This window comes from Micromonospora sp. SL4-19 (assembly GCF_047921475.1).
In the GTDB taxonomy this organism is placed as follows: domain Bacteria; phylum Actinomycetota; class Actinomycetes; order Mycobacteriales; family Micromonosporaceae; genus Micromonospora.
In genome coordinates, this window is sequence record NZ_JBLROB010000014.1 from 1 (window position 1) to 13922 (window position 13922).

Below are 13922 nucleotides of genomic sequence, written 5' to 3' on the forward strand. Positions count from 1 at the left end.
GCGCTCACGGGGTGACCCGCCGGCGCAGCCAGGGGGTGAGCAGCCGGCCGACGCCGGCCAGGAGCAGGTCCAGCACCAGTGCCAGCAGTACACAGAGCACCGTGCCGGTCATGATCTCCGCCTTGTAGAAGTTGTTCTGGAAGCCGGCGAAGATGAGTTGCCCGAGGCCGCCCCGGCCGACGACCACCCCGACCGTGACCAACGCCACCGTGGAGACTGTGGCCAGCCGCACACCGGTGAGGATGCCGGGCAGGGCCAGCGGCAGCTCGATCCGGAACAGCCGGCCCCAGCGGCCGTACCCCATCCCCTCGGCGGCCTCCCGGACCTCGGGCGGCACCTGGTTCAGGCCGGCCAGCGCGTTGCGCACGATGACCAGCAGCGCGTACAGCGCCACCACGCTGAGCACGGTGATCGCCCCGATACCCAGGTACGGCGCGAGGAAGGCGAACAACGCCAGCGACGGGATCGTGTACAGCACCCCGGTCAGCGCCAGGATCGGCCCGGCGAGCGAACGGAACCAGTACGCGGCCACCGCCAGCGGCAGCGCCACCAGCGCGGCGATCAGCACCGCCCGGCCGGTGAGCCAGGCGTGCTCGCGCAGCGCGGCCAGGATCGTGTCAGAGTTGTCCCGCACGTACTGCCAGGAGAACCACGGGTTACCCGGCGCAGCCCGGTAGCTCAGGTGGAGGGACACACGTGGACGTTACCCCGGGATCCGCCGACGGACACAGCGCCGCATCGATCACTCTCGACCGCATCCGCAAGCGCTACCCGGACGGGACGGAGGCGGTGCGGGAGCTGAGCCTGGAGGTGAAGGCCGGCGAGCTGGTGGTGCTGATCGGCCCGTCCGGCTGCGGCAAGTCGACCGTGCTCCGCATGATCAACCGACTGATCGAGCCGACCGGCGGCCGGATCCTGCTCGGTGACGACGAGGTCACCCGGGTCGACCCGGTGACGCTGCGCCGCCGCATCGGGTACGTCATCCAGAACGTCGGCCTCTTCCCGCACCAGACGGTCGCCGCCAACGTGGCGACCGTGCCGGGGCTGCTCGGCTGGCCGCGGGCGCGGATCCGGGACCGGGTGGACGAGCTGCTGGAGCTGGTCGGGCTCGACCCGGGGCAGTTCGGCCGCCGCTACCCGCACGAGCTCTCCGGGGGCCAGCGGCAGCGGGTCGGGGTGGCCCGGGCGCTCGCCGCCGACCCGGTGGTGCTGCTGATGGACGAGCCCTTCTCGGCCGTCGACCCGATCGTCCGGACCCGGCTCCAGGAGGAGTTCCTGCGGCTCCAGGCCGAGGTCCGCAAGACCATCGTGCTGGTCACCCACGACCTCGACGAGGCGGTCCGGTTGGGTGACCGGATCGCGGTGCTCTCCGAGGGCGGCCGGCTGGAGCAGTACGACACCCCGGCCGCCCTGCTCGGGTCGCCCGCCTCACCGTTCGTCCGCGAGTTCGTCGGGGCCGACCGGGGCATCCGCCGGCTGGCGGTCACCCCGGTCACCCAGGAGGTCCTCGACCCGCTTCCGGACGGGGACGGGGCCGACCTGCCGGCGGTGCCGCTGGGCGGCTCGGCGTACGACGCGCTGGGCGCGCTGCTCACCTCGGCCGCCGAGCACGCGGTGGTCACCGAGGACGGACGTCCGGTCGGACTGCTCAGTCGGTCCCGACTGCTCGGCCTGGGCGCGATGGCGGACTGAGCCGACGGCCCGCCCCCGGCAGCCGGGTCAGTGCTTCATCAGGTAGTCGATGAAGGCAGCCCGCAACAGCGGCGCGGACTCCTCGTAGCCGTGGCCGGTCAGCTCCCGCCAGAGGGCGCTCGCCTCGTCGATGGTCGGCCCGACCGAGTTAGGGGCGCCGTCCAGGGCGGCGGCCTCGTCCGCGTTGGGCAGGTGCCGCAGGACCGACCAGAAGAACCCGACGTCGTGGCGCTGCCGGGCCAGGGCGAACGCCCGCTCGCGCAACTCCTCGGTGGAGAGCTTGTCGAGCTCGTCGAAGGTATGGCCGCCGGCGCCGGTGGCAGGGGTTTCGGTCATGCCACCGAGCCTAACCGGCGAGATCAGGTTCGACCCGGCATCGTGGCGGCGACCCTGCCGCCGTCGGCCAGGCAGTCGGCCTGGGCCACCGTCAGCGGTCGTCGGCGTCCCAGCGGCGTGGCTCGATATCCCAGCGGGGTGCCTCCCACCCGTCGACGATGGTCTCGGTGTTCCGCACCGGCAGCACCGACGGCCAGGCGTCGGCCGGCTCCGGCGGCGGGGTGAGCGCCCAACCGGTGCTGATGGTGCCGTCGCCCGCCGGTCCCCCCGGCAGCCCGACGCAGGCCGAACGCGGCCGGCCGAACGTCTCGACCAGCCGGGTGACCAGCAATCCGGCACCCAGGACGGCCCCGCCGGCGGCCCACCGGCTGATCGTCCAGCCCCGGACCGCGGCCCAGGCCAGGAAGACCTCCACCAGACTGACCGCGAACAGCGTGCCGAAGATCCCACCGCGCCGGCCGTACGCGCTGGTGCCGGCGAGCATCGCGGTGCCGACCGCCAGCACCGACCAGTCCAGCCCAGCGGCCGGAGCCACCGGGCCACCGTGGTTCGCCGCGATGAGCATCCCGCCGAGCACGGCCAGGACGGTGGAGCCGATCAGGGCCAGCGCGGTCACCGTGGCGGCGACGCCGCCGCGCCGCTGGGCCGGATCGGCCACCGGCCGGAACCGCCCGACCAGCCGCCGGACCGGCTTCATCGCGCCGAACAGGCCGCCCAGGACGGCCACCGCGGCGAAGCCGACGAAGAGGTAGAGGGCGGTGCGCCGGGGGTCGTAATCACCCTGGACCACGACCGGGGCGGTGCGCTGCTCGATGTACACGATGACGCCCGCCGCCCCGGCCAGGCTCGCCGCCCAGCCGGGCACGTGCAGCACCACCACTGCCAGCGCCATCGCCAGCCCGCCGACCGCCGCGACCGCCAGCGCCGGGAGCAGTGCCTCCTGAATGCCCCGGTCGCCCTGCTCGGCGAAGTGCAGGGCGGCGGCGAGCGCGACCGGGCCGACCGCCAGGTTCACCGCGGCCGCGCGCAGGCTCAGCCCGGCGGCGAGGGTGAGCAGCCCGAACCCGGCCACGTCGACCAGGAGCGCCTTGAGCCCGTCGCCGCGCAGCGCGTCCGCGTGCTCCCGCCAGAGCAGCCAGGTCACCGCGGCCAGCCCGGCCAGCAGCAGGAACTCCCAGACCACGTGAACGGCGATCCGGTCCCGGCCGGGCTCACCGTGCGACGGGTCGTCGAAGACGTTCTCCAGCACGGCGGCGGGCACGCCCGACGGCTCCACCGGCGCGCCCCGGCCCGGTTCGTCGTACCCCATGCGCCGCGCCTTTCACGTCGCCGGCCATCCGGGTCCGACGCGCGGGCGGACCGGTGGCGGCCGTTGCTCTCCGGTCGCCAGGGACGCTACCTGCGGGCAGGGGTGATGAAAACCCCTGATCATCGCTGGCCGGGCCGGCTCTCCCGGTCGCCGGGCTCACGGTCCTCGTCGTCCTCCTGCTCCGGCACCCGGCAGGCCCGTTCCAGCCAGAGCGCCGCGGCGACCAGCGCGAGCGAGGCGAGCAGCCCGGCCACCCCGGCCGGCCGGTCACCGATGGCGGCGTTGGTCCGCTCGACGAAGAGCCAGCTGGTCAGCCCGGCGTAGAAGCCGGCGAAGATCGCCCCGGCCAGCGCGGATGCCTTGGCCAGCACCACGAACCGGGCGACGAGCAGCGCGTTGACCGGTTCCCGCCCGGGGCGGCCGTCGATCCGGCCGCGGGTGTTGATCGCCGCGTAGCCCTCCAGCACCGCCAGGCCGGCCAGCGTGACCACCGGCAGCCACGGCAGGCTCGGCGCCACAGGGTAGTAGAAGCTGCTGATCAGCAGCCAGGCCACCGCGGCGGCGGCCAGGCCCGCCACCACCAGCGTGGAGATCCGGGTGGGACCCATTCGAAAGCGGTCGGGGTCGCGCGGGGACTGCGCCTGGCTCATGCGGTCGACTCTAACGCCAGATCCGGCCGAGGGCCGAGTTCCAGGGCGTCCCCGGCCAGCGGCTCGGCATTGAGCAGGTCGGTCAGCCAGCCGTGCCCGGGCAGCCGGCCGTGCGGTTCGATGTCGATCCACGGCCGCAGCACGAAGGCCCGCAGATGGGCGCGGGGGTGCGGGAGGGTCAGCTCGGGGTCGTCGCTGAGCACCGGCTGCCCGGCGTCGTCCCAGACCGCGATGACGTCGACGTCGAGGGTGCGCGGCCCGTACCGGCGCTGCGGGTCGCGGGTCCGCCCGGCCGCCTGCTCGGCAGCCCGGGCCCGGGTCAGCCAGTCGCGCGGGTTCGCCGCCGGGTCCGCGACCATCACCGCCGCGTTCAGGTACGCGGGCTGGTCGGCGTCTCCCCACGGTGGAGTCTCGTAGACGCCGGAGACCACCAGCACCGCGTCGCCGAACGCGGCCACCGCCGCGCGGAGGTGGCCAAGCCGGTCGCCGAGGTTGCTGCCGATCGACAGCACGGCCCGGGTCATCGGGTACGCCGCATCGTCACGGCCACGTCCCGGAAGGCGTGCGGGATCGGGGCCTCGGGCTTGTGCACGGTGACCGTTGCAGCGGCGACCAACGGCTCGGCCAGGCAGACCGCGAGCAGCCGGTCGGCGAGCGTCTCGATCAGGTTGACCGGCTCGCCGGTGACCACCGCGACCAGCTTCTCGGCCAGCTCGCCGTAGTGCACGGTGTCGGTCACCTCGTCGGAGCGCGCGGCCGGGGCGAGGTCGAGTTCGAGCACCGCGTCCACCACGAACTCCTGTCCCTGGGCGCGTTCGAAGTCGTAGACGCCGTGCCGGCCGTGCGCGCGCAGGCCGGTCAACTCGATCCGGTCGGTCACCGGTCCTCCTCGTCAGCGGTGGGCATCAGCAGGCGCGGGCTGCCGGTGGCCCGCCAGACGGCGAGCGCGTCGACGTTGCCCCGCACGTCATGCACGCGTACCCCCCAGGCGCCGGCCGCCACCGCGAGCACGCTGGTGGCGATGGTGGCCGCCTCGCGTCCGGAGGTGGGTCGGGGGGTGCCGTCGGTGTCGGCGAGCAGCCGGCCCAGGTACGACTTGCGGCTCGACCCGAACAGCAGCGGGAAGCCGAGGTCCACCAGCTCGGGCAGGCGGGCGCTGAGTTCCCAGTTGTGCGCGGGGGTCTTCGCGAAGCCGAGCCCGGGATCGACAATGATCTTCTCGGCGGCGACCCCGGCGGCGAGCGCCTCGTCGACCCGCTGGCTCAGCTCGGCCCGGACATCGGCCACCACGTCGGTGTAGGTGGCCAGGTCACTCATCTGGCGGGAGTGTCCCCGCCAGTGCATGAGCACCCAGGGACAGCCGGCGTCGCGGACCACCCGGGCCATGTCCGGGTCGGCGAGACCGCCGGAAACGTCGTTGACCACGTCGGCGCCGGCGGCGAGGGCCGCCTCCGCCACCCGGGCCCGGCTGGTGTCGATGCTGGTCGGGATGCCGGCGGCGCTCAGCGCGCGGATCACCGGCCGCACCCGGGCGATCTCGGTCTCCGGGTCGACCCGGTCGGCGCCGGGGCGGGTGGACTCACCGCCCACGTCGACCAGGTCGGCGCCGTCCGCGCGCAGTCGCACTCCGTGTCCGACAGCAGCGTCGAGATCGGCGTATCTGCCGCCGTCGGAAAAGGAGTCGGGCGTGACGTTGAGGACGCCCATCACCACCGGGGCCTGCGCCCGTACCAGATCGGTCACGAGCCGACAGTACCGGTCGCCAGCAGGGCATCCGGCGGGCCCGGCGGCCACCGCCGACAACAGCCCTGACATGGGCATTGGAACAGGTGTACGATCGGTCGTCGGGGCCGCTTCGGGGCGACTCTTCGCGGGTTGTCGCAAAGGTGCCCGGGCCGTACGCTTTGGAATTGCCCAGCATCGAGATGGCGAAGCCTGGAGGGAGGGCCGAAGCGGGAAGAATCCCCCCAAAGCTCACCACTCTCCGTGGTGGGCGACGAACGCAGCGTCGCCGATGCTGCGCCCAGTGAGCACCATCCCGCCAGGCTTGCCTACTGCACCACCGCGGCGCCGCCGGCCGCGACATGGGGAGGTTTCCAGTGATCGCCACCGAGCTCATGGGGGCGGTGACCACAGCCGTCGACCACGCGCTCCACAACCTGGCGTCGGCTCCACTCGCCGAGCCGGCACCCAAGGGCATCGCCACCGAGAAGATCGTCACCTTCTTCGCCAGCAAGATCGCGCCGATTCTGCTCGCGGTGCTCGGCGTCATCTTCATCGGGCGGGCCAGCCGGGGCGAGATCTCCAAGGTGCTGACCAGCTCGGCCATCGCGATCGTCGGCCTGGCCTTCATCGCGGGCGCCGCCACCCTCTTCTTCGTCGGCGACTACCTGATCAGTCTGATCTTCGAATAGGCGCGGGCGACCATGCGGCTGCGCACCGACGACGACATCTACCGGGCTCGTCTCGTGTACCTCGGGCCGCCCGGGTACACCCTTCCCGTCCACCTGCCGTACGCCCAGTACGGCCTGTTCATGCTGCTCGTACCCCTCTACATGTTCATCCACTGGTTGTTCACGTTGCAGGTGGAGCTGTTCCCCGCCTGGGAGATCTCGCTCGCCATCGTGACCACCTCGTTCATCTTCCGGCACGTCGACCCGGACCGACCGGCGCGCATGGTCATCCGGACCGCGCTGACGGACTGGCGACGCACCCGGGAGCCGGCCGCCGAGCTGCGCGACCCGCGCCTGGTGGCGAGCCGGATCAGGATCCGGGAGGAACTGGCATGACCGGGCGTACGACGACGGCGCAGACGAACGACGCGGGTGAGGCGATCGCATGAGTCGCTCTTCCACGCCGGGTTCCCCGGCCGGGCGCCCGGCCGACCCGCAAGGTAACCGAGCGCAGTCGTCTGACTACTCACAGGACGAGGAGTTGGACGAGGTCGTTCTGGACCCGGCACTGGCGACCAGCCCCGGGCACGGCCGGGTCGGCGTGTTCCAACCGCCCCGACCGGTGGCGCCCCGCGCCTCCGGTCACGAGCAGCGCAAACCGGCGGCCGGCGACAACGGCGACATCGACTCGCCGTTCCTCGACCTCTTCGGCGGCGCACAGCCCGGCGTACGACGCCCGGCCACCCGTCCCGCAAGCCCGCCCGCGCTGGCCCCGGCGGAGCCGACCCCGGTGGTGGCGCCGCCCCGACGCGGCGTCGGGCGGGAGGCGCCGCCGATCCCGCACCAGCACACCGCCCCGGCCGAGCCGGTGGCGACGCCCCGCCCCGCCGGCCACGGCGACGCGCCGGAGGGCGAGCCGCCGACCGCCCGGCCACGGGAGAGCGTCCCCGGCGTACGCCCGGTGGGCCGGACCCGCGAGGCCCCCGGGTCCGCCCGCGCCGCCGAGCCGGCGGACCGGTCCGCCGGACGGCCGGCCGCCCTCGACCCGGCGCCGGCGGCCGGTAACCGAGTGCCGCACCAGCCCGGCGAGCGGCTTCCCGTGCTCCGGCCGGCCGCCGAGCCGCAGCTGACCGACCCGGAGCCCCGGGCCGGACACCCGGCCCGCCGCGGCGACCGGCGGACGGCGGAGGCGACCCGGCCGAACTCCCGCGAGCTCGCCGCCGCCACCACCCGGGAGGTCGCCCCGCCACGGCAGCGGTCCCCGGAGCGGGGCGGCAAGCCCGTCAAGCCGGTCCGGGTACGCCCCCCGAAGATCAAGTTCGGCGATCGTGACCCGTCGGTGGAACTGGCGATCACCGAGATCGCGGGCCACCTCACCTTCACCCCGAACACGGTCACCGCCTGGTACTGGCTGCCCGAGGTGCGCTGGGCGTTCCGCCCGGACGCCGAGCGGGAGGCGTTGCTCTCGGCGATCTCCGAGCAGTACGCCGGTCTAGCCGGCTTCCGGCTGCACCTGCGCCGCACCACCCGGCCCTTCCCGGCCGACGAGTGGGCGCGCACCATCGACGCACACACCGCATCGCCGCTGCCCGACGTCCCCGGCACTCCCGGTTGGGCCGACCACCTGGTCGCGGCGCAGCGGCACCTGATGGCGGTCAACCACGCGGAGGGGCAGACGTACCTGGGCGTCACCTTCGCCCGCCGGTCGCTGGGCGACTCGCTCGCCGAGCGGCTGCTGCGCACCTTCGGGCGGGGCACCGCCGACGGCGAGCGCCGCAAGCTGGGCCGCACGGTCGAGCAGTTCGACGAGGTGCTCGGGGCGTTCGGCATGCGCGGGCGCCGGGTCACTGCGCAGGAGCTGGAGTGGCTGCTCTACCGCTCCGTCGCGCTCTGCATGGCGCCGCCCGGCGTCCTTTCCCCGGTGACCAACGACCGATGGGAACGCGGTGACCTGCTCGCCCTCACCGAGCAGGTCGAGCGCTACCGCACCCCGTACGGCTCCACTGTGAAGCTGGTCAACCGGATGACGGGCGAGGAGCGGCACGTGGCCGTGCTCGCGGTCGGCCGGATGGAACCGCTGGAGATCCCCGAGCGGCACGAGCCGTGGCTGCACTTCCACGAGCGGCTCCCGTGGCCGATGGAGCTCTCCACCCGCGTCGACATCCTCGGCCCCGGCGACTCCTTCCGGAACCTGGAACACCGGCTCCGGATGATCCGGTCCCAGCAGCTCGACTACGCCGAGCACGGCATCGACGCGCCGCCGGAGCTGGAACGGCTCGCCAAGCGGGCGCTGGTGATCGGCGACGAGATGACCACCGGCCTGCCGGTCGACTCGGCCCGCGCGCACGGCTGGCACCGGATCGCGGTCGGGGGCCGGACCCGCGAGGAGTGCCTCGAACGGGCCCGGCGGCTCATCCAGCTCTACTCCCGGGAGCTGCGGATCTCGCTCCAGCATCCGAAGAACCAGGACTGGCTGGCCCGCGAGTTCATCCCCGGCGAGCCGATCGCCAACACCGGCTACGTCCGGCGGATGCCGGTCAACCTGCTCGCCGCGGCGCTGCCGCAGGCCGCGTCCACGGTCGGCGACCGGCGCGGTGACCTCATCGGCCGCACCGCCGGCACCTGCCGCCGGCCGGTCTTCCTCGACCTGCACTTCCCGATGGAGGTCCGGGAACGCTCCGGCCTCGCCGTCTTCGTCGCCGAACCAGGCGGCGGCAAGTCCACCCTGCTCGGCGCACTCGGCTACCTGGCCGCCCGGCGCGGCGTCCAGGTGACCCTGCTCGACCCCTCCGGCCCGCTGGCCCGGCTCTGCGCGATGCCGGAGCTGCGGCCATACTCGCGGGTGCTCAACCTGACCGGTTCCGAGCAGGGCACCCTGGCCCCCTACGCGCTGATCCCGACGCCGCTGCGCAGCGAGTTCGGCAGCGGGGCGGCGGGCGACCGGGAGTTCGAGATCGCGGTCTCCAACGCCCGCGCCGAGCGCCGCATGCTGGTGCAGGACATCTGCATGATGCTGGTGCCGCCGCAGGTGGCCCGGGAGGCGTCCACCGCCACCCTGTTCCGGCACGCCGTACGCCAGGTGCCGGCCGAGGAGACGTCCACCCTGGACGACGTGGTCGCCTGCCTGCAGGGGCTGGACGACGACGCCGGGCGGGAGCTGGCGAACCTGCTGCTGGACACCGCCGAGATGCCGCTGGCCATGCTCTTCTTCGGCCGGCCGCCGGAGGGGCTGCTCGGCGCGGACGCCGCGCTCACCGTGATCACCATGGCCGGGCTCCGGCTGCCCGACCTCAAGATCGAGCGCGAGTACTGGTCGGCGGAGGAGGCCCTCGCCCTGCCGATGCTGCACACCGCGCACCGCCTCGCCGTACGGCGCTGCTACGGCGGCTCGATGTCCTCACGGAAGCTGGTCGGCCTGGACGAGGCGCACTTCATGGAGGGCTGGCGTTCCGGGCGGTCGTTCCTGGTCCGCCTCGCCCGCGACTCCCGCAAGTGGAACCTCGCCGCCCTGGTCGCCTCGCAGAACCCGAAGGACATCCTCGGCCTCGACGTGCAGAACCTGGTCTCCACCGTCTTCGTCGGCCGGATAGCCGAGGACACCGAGATCGCCTCCGAGGCGCTACGGCTGCTCCGGGTGCCGGTCGACGACGGCTACGAGGCCACCCTCGCCTCGCTGTCCCAGGCCGACTCCGGCTCGGCCGCCCGGCTCGGCTTCCGCGAGTTCGTGATGCGTGACGTCGACGGGCGCGTGCAGAAGGTCCGCGTCGACGTGTCGTACGTCGACGGGCTGCTGGACCACCTGGACACCACCCCCGCCGCGGTCGCCCAGGCGGCCGGAGCGCTGCCGACCGTCCTGGCTGATCTGGAGGCGTGACATGGCGAGGGCCAGGGCACGGATCGCGGCGCTCCTCCTCGCGCTCGGCGTACTCGCCGTGGCCACGATCGCCTGGCCGGTGGTCGGGGCGACACCCGCGTACGCCGTCACACCGGTCGCCCAGGTCCGGGCCGAGTTGTGCAGCACCAAGCAGTGGCAGGTCGACTTCCGCGCCTGCGTCGCCAAGCTCAAGGAGGTCAGCCAGGACCAGGTCGAGTGCCGCAACGCACCGGTCCCCGGCGCGCCCGACTCGGGCCTGGCCGGCTGGTTCGCCTCCCGCCCCGATTCCGCCAAGCTCCCCGGCCCCAAGGGGCTCTACAGCGACTACGGCTACGCCGGGTACAGCTACACGACGTACGACGTCGACGGCGGCTGCGCCTCGTCCGTGCTCCATCCGGACTACCGCTTCACCACGATGGTCGCGAACGGCGAGTTCATGTTCGCGAACGCGGTCATCGGAGCGTCCAACGCGCTGCGCGAACGCGCCTGGGACCCGCGGTCCATGTGGAGCTGGGCGGATCCGCTGGTGGAGCAGGCCACCAAGGCCGTCTACCAGAAGGTGTTCAGCGTCTTCGGCATCATCACCCTCTGCGTGGTCGGCCTCTACCTGATGTGGCGCTCGCGCCAGTCCGACATGAGCAACGCCATGACCACGGCCGGCTGGGCCGTGCTGGTGATGGTGGCGGTGACCGCCCTGGCCGCGTGGCCGGTGAAGTCGGCGAACATCGCCGACAACACGCTCATCACCACACTCGGCGTGGTCCACGACGCCGTCGGCCCCGCGTCCAGAGACATCCCTGCGGACAGGTGCGCGCTGCCGAACCCCGACGCCTGTGTCGACAAGCGCCCACCCGCTGTCCGGGCCAGCGACACCGCCACCGAGACCATGCTCTATCGGAACTGGCTGCGGGGCGTGCTCGGCTCAGCCGACAGCGAGACGGCCAAGAAGTACGGTCCCGCCCTGTACGACGCCAAGTCGCTCTCCTGGGAGGAGGCGGAGAAACTCCGCCAGAACCCGGCTACGCGCGAGGCCACCATCAAGGCCAAGCAGCAGCAGTGGGCGCGGGTCGCCGAGCAGATCAAGACCGAGGACCCGGAGGCGTACGAGTACCTCCAGGGCGTCCGGGACATGGATCGGATCGGTGCCGGCTTCATCGCGGTGCTGGCCTCGCTGCTCTTCGCGATGTTCGATCTCACCGCCTCGCTACTGGTGCTGCTGGGCTTCCTGATCTTCCGTTGGGCGGTGATCGCCGCGCCGATCCTCGGCACGGTCGGTCTGATGCGTCCGGCGAGCGCCGGCCTCCGCCGGCTGGCGAACGCGGTGGTGGCGGCCGTGTTCAACATCGCCATCTTCGGCACCGGCGCGGCCATCTATCTCTTCGCGGTCGACCTCATCATGAACACCCCGGCCCTACCCGGCTGGCTCCAGGTGGTCCTGGTCTGGCTCTGCGGCGTGGTGGGCTGGCTGCTGCTCCGTCCGTACCGGCGGATCACCCAGCTCGGCGGCAAGGACAGCAGCGAGGCGGTCAGCTCGGCCGGCTCCTGGCACCGCCGGTTCTTCCGGGACATGCGGATCGCGGCCCGGCTGGACGTGGCCGAGCCCGGCGGCACTGCCGAGCCGGCGATCGGCCGGCGGCGTGGCGTGGCGCTCGACCAGGGCAGCCTGCGGCCGGAGGCCCGGCACGAGGACCCGTCGCACGCCGCCACCGTCGCCGGACGCGAGCGGCCGGACGGCCGGGCGGGAGCAGACCAGGCCTCCGCGCCGGGGCAGCAGAGCGGACGCCGCACCACGACGCCACGACCACGCCGGCAGCCGGCGAACTGGGCGGAACCCGACGTGCCCGAGGAGGCCCCCTCCTTCGCCATCTACCGGCCGGACTCGGCCGACCGTCCGCCGGCCAGCCCGGCTCCCCGGGTGCGCTCCGAGGCACGGTGAGGCCGATGCGTCGGGCGCTGGAATTCCTGGTCACCCGGGTACTGCGGTCCCGGCTCGGCATCGCGCTCGTGATCGCCGCCCTGGTCTTCGGCGTGATCGGCGCGGCCCGGCTGGTCTCCGGGCCGATCGACCCGACCACCGGCCTGAGCAACCGGCCGCGCGAACCGATCAGCACGGTCGGCCCGGAGGTCGGTGACGACGGGATATTGTCCAGCCCGCCGTCAGCGGTTGCCCCGAAGACCCGTCCCGGGGAGCTGACCCCCGAGCAGGCCGCCGGGCGCTTCACCCGCGCCTGGCTGACCGGCCCGGGCAGCAGCGGGGACGACTGGCAGGCCCGCCTGCGGCCGCTCTCCACCCCCGCGCTGACCGAGAAGCTCACCGGCGCGGACCCGGAGAGCGTCCCCGCCCGGCGGATGACGGGACAGGTGACGCTGCGGCCCCGCGCGGAGTCCTTCGTGGAGGCGCTGATCCCGCTCGACAACGGCCAGCTTCGGCTCGAGCTGGTGGCACCCGACGGCCGGTGGCTGGTGGACGCGGTCGACTGGGAGCGGAAGTGAGCGCCGAGGCGGGCTCCCGCGCACCTCGCCGGCGCCGGCTGCGCCGCGGCGTGGTGGCCGCCGCGCTGACCACAGTGCTCACCCTGCTCTGCTGCGTCGGCGGCGCCGGCGCGTTCCTCCTCACCGAGCTGGGCGGCGACGAGAAGGACGCGCTCACCGCCAGCCTGGCCTGCGACCCGACCTATCAGGTCAGCGTCAGCGGGGACATGCCGCGGTTCACGGAGTACGGCGAGGGCCAACTGCGCAACGCCGCCGTCATCGTCAAGGTCGGCCAGGACATGAAGGTGCCGGCCCGCGGCTGGGTCATCGCCCTGTCCACCGCCATGCAGGAGTCGGCGCTGCGCAACCTCGCCAACAGCACAGTGCCGGCGTCGCTGGCCCTGCCGCACGAGGGCGTCGGTTCCGACCACGACTCCCTCGGCCTCTTCCAGCAGCGGCCCGGCTGGGGCAGTGTCCAGCAGCGGATGACGCCTTCGTACGCCGCCCGCAAGTTCTACGAGAAGATGCTCAAGGTGCCGAACTGGCAGCGCCGGCCGCTGACCGCCGTGGCGCAGCAGGTCCAGGTCAGCGCGTTCCCCGACGCGTACGCCAAGCACGAGGACCTGGCCGGCCGGATCGTCGACGCGCTCGCCGGCGGCGCCGCCCGGACCGTGGAGATCTCCGGCAAGGCGGTGTGCGACGCCGCCGCCGGCGCCCGGATCGCCGCTTCCGGCTGGACCGCCCCCCTTGACGGCGGCGTCGGCTCCGGCTTCCGGACCGCCGAACGTCCGAGCCACAACGGCGTGGACATCGCCGCCGCCAAGGAAACCCCGATCCACGCGGCGGCTGCCGGCCGGGTACTGGTGGCCCGCTGCGACCCCGACCGCTCCGGGCGGCGGGACTGCGACCGGGACGGCTGGCCCGGCAAGGGCGGTTGCGGCTGGTTCGTGGACATTCTGCATGCCGGCGGGTACATCACCCGCTACTGCCACCAGGTGGAGCGCCCCCATGTGGTGCCCGGGCAGTCGGTGGAGGCCGGACAGGTGATCGGCCTCTCCGGGAGCAGCGGAAACTCCTCCGGGCCGCACCTGCACTTCGAGGTGCACGTCGACGGCGACCGGTCGAGCCGGGGCGCGATCAACCCGGTGCCGTTCATGCGGGACCGCGGCGCACCGCTGGACGGCACCACGTGAGGC

General features: G+C 73.4%; 13 protein-coding genes and 1 pseudogene. 7 read left to right on the forward strand and 7 right to left on the reverse strand.

Features of this window, described 5'->3' with window-relative positions; all coding sequences use genetic code 11:
• Positions 1-4 precede the first annotated feature (4 nt).
• Positions 5-694 carry an ABC transporter permease gene (locus ACNAVT_RS18275; protein WP_416297776.1) on the reverse strand — a complete coding sequence of 230 codons (690 nt, stop codon included), beginning with the start codon at positions 692-694 and terminating at the stop codon, positions 5-7.
• 2 nt (positions 695-696) lie between these two features.
• Here ACNAVT_RS18275 and ACNAVT_RS18280 point away from each other — a divergent pair.
• Positions 697-1745, forward strand: a pseudogene (locus ACNAVT_RS18280) (ABC transporter ATP-binding protein).
• Here the strand turns inward: ACNAVT_RS18280 and ACNAVT_RS18285 are convergent.
• The 6 genes from ACNAVT_RS18285 to folP form a co-directional block, all read right to left on the reverse strand.
• A complete protein-coding gene (locus tag ACNAVT_RS18285; RefSeq protein WP_416297777.1) occupies positions 1720-2028 on the reverse strand; it encodes a hypothetical protein in 309 nt (102 codons plus the stop codon). The pseudogene ACNAVT_RS18280 and the gene ACNAVT_RS18285 overlap by 26 nt on opposite strands.
• Before the next feature lie 91 nt (positions 2029-2119).
• Positions 2120-3337, reverse strand: a complete 1218-nt coding sequence (locus ACNAVT_RS18290) for an ABC transporter permease (protein ID WP_416297779.1) — start codon at positions 3335-3337, stop codon at positions 2120-2122.
• 119 nt (positions 3338-3456) lie between these two features.
• Positions 3457-3945 carry a DUF3180 domain-containing protein gene (locus ACNAVT_RS18295; RefSeq protein ID WP_416297951.1) on the reverse strand — a complete coding sequence of 163 codons (489 nt, stop codon included), beginning with the start codon at positions 3943-3945 and terminating at the stop codon, positions 3457-3459.
• Between the two features lie 38 nt (positions 3946-3983).
• Complete coding sequence (gene folK / locus ACNAVT_RS18300) at positions 3984-4511, reverse strand: 2-amino-4-hydroxy-6-hydroxymethyldihydropteridine diphosphokinase (protein ID WP_416297780.1); 528 nt, start codon at positions 4509-4511, stop codon at positions 3984-3986.
• Complete coding sequence (folB, locus tag ACNAVT_RS18305) at positions 4508-4867, reverse strand: dihydroneopterin aldolase (RefSeq protein ID WP_107078733.1); 360 nt, start codon at positions 4865-4867, stop codon at positions 4508-4510. The genes folK and folB overlap by 4 nt, the downstream gene beginning before the upstream one ends.
• Positions 4864-5730, reverse strand: a complete 867-nt coding sequence (folP, locus tag ACNAVT_RS18310; protein WP_416297782.1) for a dihydropteroate synthase — start codon at positions 5728-5730, stop codon at positions 4864-4866. Before folP ends, folB begins: the two co-directional genes overlap by 4 nt.
• 356 nt (positions 5731-6086) lie before the next feature.
• Here folP and ACNAVT_RS18315 point away from each other — a divergent pair, with 356 nt between their 5' ends.
• From ACNAVT_RS18315 to ACNAVT_RS18340, 6 genes are read left to right on the forward strand one after another with little or no spacing between them, the layout of a single operon-like run.
• On the forward strand, positions 6087-6401 hold the full coding sequence (locus ACNAVT_RS18315) for a hypothetical protein (protein WP_416297784.1): 315 nt from the start codon (positions 6087-6089) through the stop codon (positions 6399-6401).
• A 12-nt stretch (positions 6402-6413) separates the two neighbouring features.
• Positions 6414-6776 (forward strand): hypothetical protein, encoded by a 363-nt coding sequence (locus ACNAVT_RS18320; RefSeq protein WP_073837722.1) that lies wholly within the window; start codon positions 6414-6416, stop codon positions 6774-6776.
• A gap of 49 nt (positions 6777-6825) precedes the next feature.
• Positions 6826-10254, forward strand: coding sequence for an ATP-binding protein (locus ACNAVT_RS18325; protein WP_416297786.1), 3429 nt, complete (start codon positions 6826-6828; stop codon positions 10252-10254).
• A 1-nt stretch (position 10255) separates the two neighbouring features.
• Positions 10256-12190, forward strand: coding sequence for an MFS transporter (locus tag ACNAVT_RS18330; protein WP_416297787.1), 1935 nt, complete (start codon positions 10256-10258; stop codon positions 12188-12190).
• A 5-nt stretch (positions 12191-12195) separates the two neighbouring features.
• Positions 12196-12747 carry a hypothetical protein gene (locus ACNAVT_RS18335; RefSeq protein WP_416297788.1) on the forward strand — a complete coding sequence of 184 codons (552 nt, stop codon included), beginning with the start codon at positions 12196-12198 and terminating at the stop codon, positions 12745-12747.
• Entirely contained in the window at positions 12744-13919 is a 1176-nt protein-coding gene (locus ACNAVT_RS18340) for a M23 family metallopeptidase (RefSeq protein WP_416297789.1), read from the forward strand. Before ACNAVT_RS18335 ends, ACNAVT_RS18340 begins: the two co-directional genes overlap by 4 nt.
• Positions 13920-13922: the final 3 nt, after the last annotated feature.

What these genes read in the sequence shown, in the direction of transcription:
- ACNAVT_RS18285 (WP_416297777.1), bottom strand. Translation starts at nt 2,028, where the DNA reads ATGACCGAAACCCCTGCCACCGGCGCCGGCGGCCATACCTTCGACGAG.
- ACNAVT_RS18330 (WP_416297787.1), top strand. Translation starts at nt 10,256, where the DNA reads ATGGCGAGGGCCAGGGCACGGATCGCGGCGCTCCTCCTCGCGCTCGGC.
- ACNAVT_RS18295 (WP_416297951.1), bottom strand. Translation starts at nt 3,945, where the DNA reads ATGGGTCCCACCCGGATCTCCACGCTGGTGGTGGCGGGCCTGGCCGCC.
- ACNAVT_RS18335 (WP_416297788.1), top strand. Translation starts at nt 12,196, where the DNA reads ATGCGTCGGGCGCTGGAATTCCTGGTCACCCGGGTACTGCGGTCCCGG.
- folK (WP_416297780.1), bottom strand. Translation starts at nt 4,511, where the DNA reads ATGACCCGGGCCGTGCTGTCGATCGGCAGCAACCTCGGCGACCGGCTT.
- ACNAVT_RS18290 (WP_416297779.1), bottom strand. Translation starts at nt 3,337, where the DNA reads ATGGGGTACGACGAACCGGGCCGGGGCGCGCCGGTGGAGCCGTCGGGC.
- ACNAVT_RS18325 (WP_416297786.1), top strand. Translation starts at nt 6,826, where the DNA reads ATGAGTCGCTCTTCCACGCCGGGTTCCCCGGCCGGGCGCCCGGCCGAC.
- ACNAVT_RS18320 (WP_073837722.1), top strand. Translation starts at nt 6,414, where the DNA reads ATGCGGCTGCGCACCGACGACGACATCTACCGGGCTCGTCTCGTGTAC.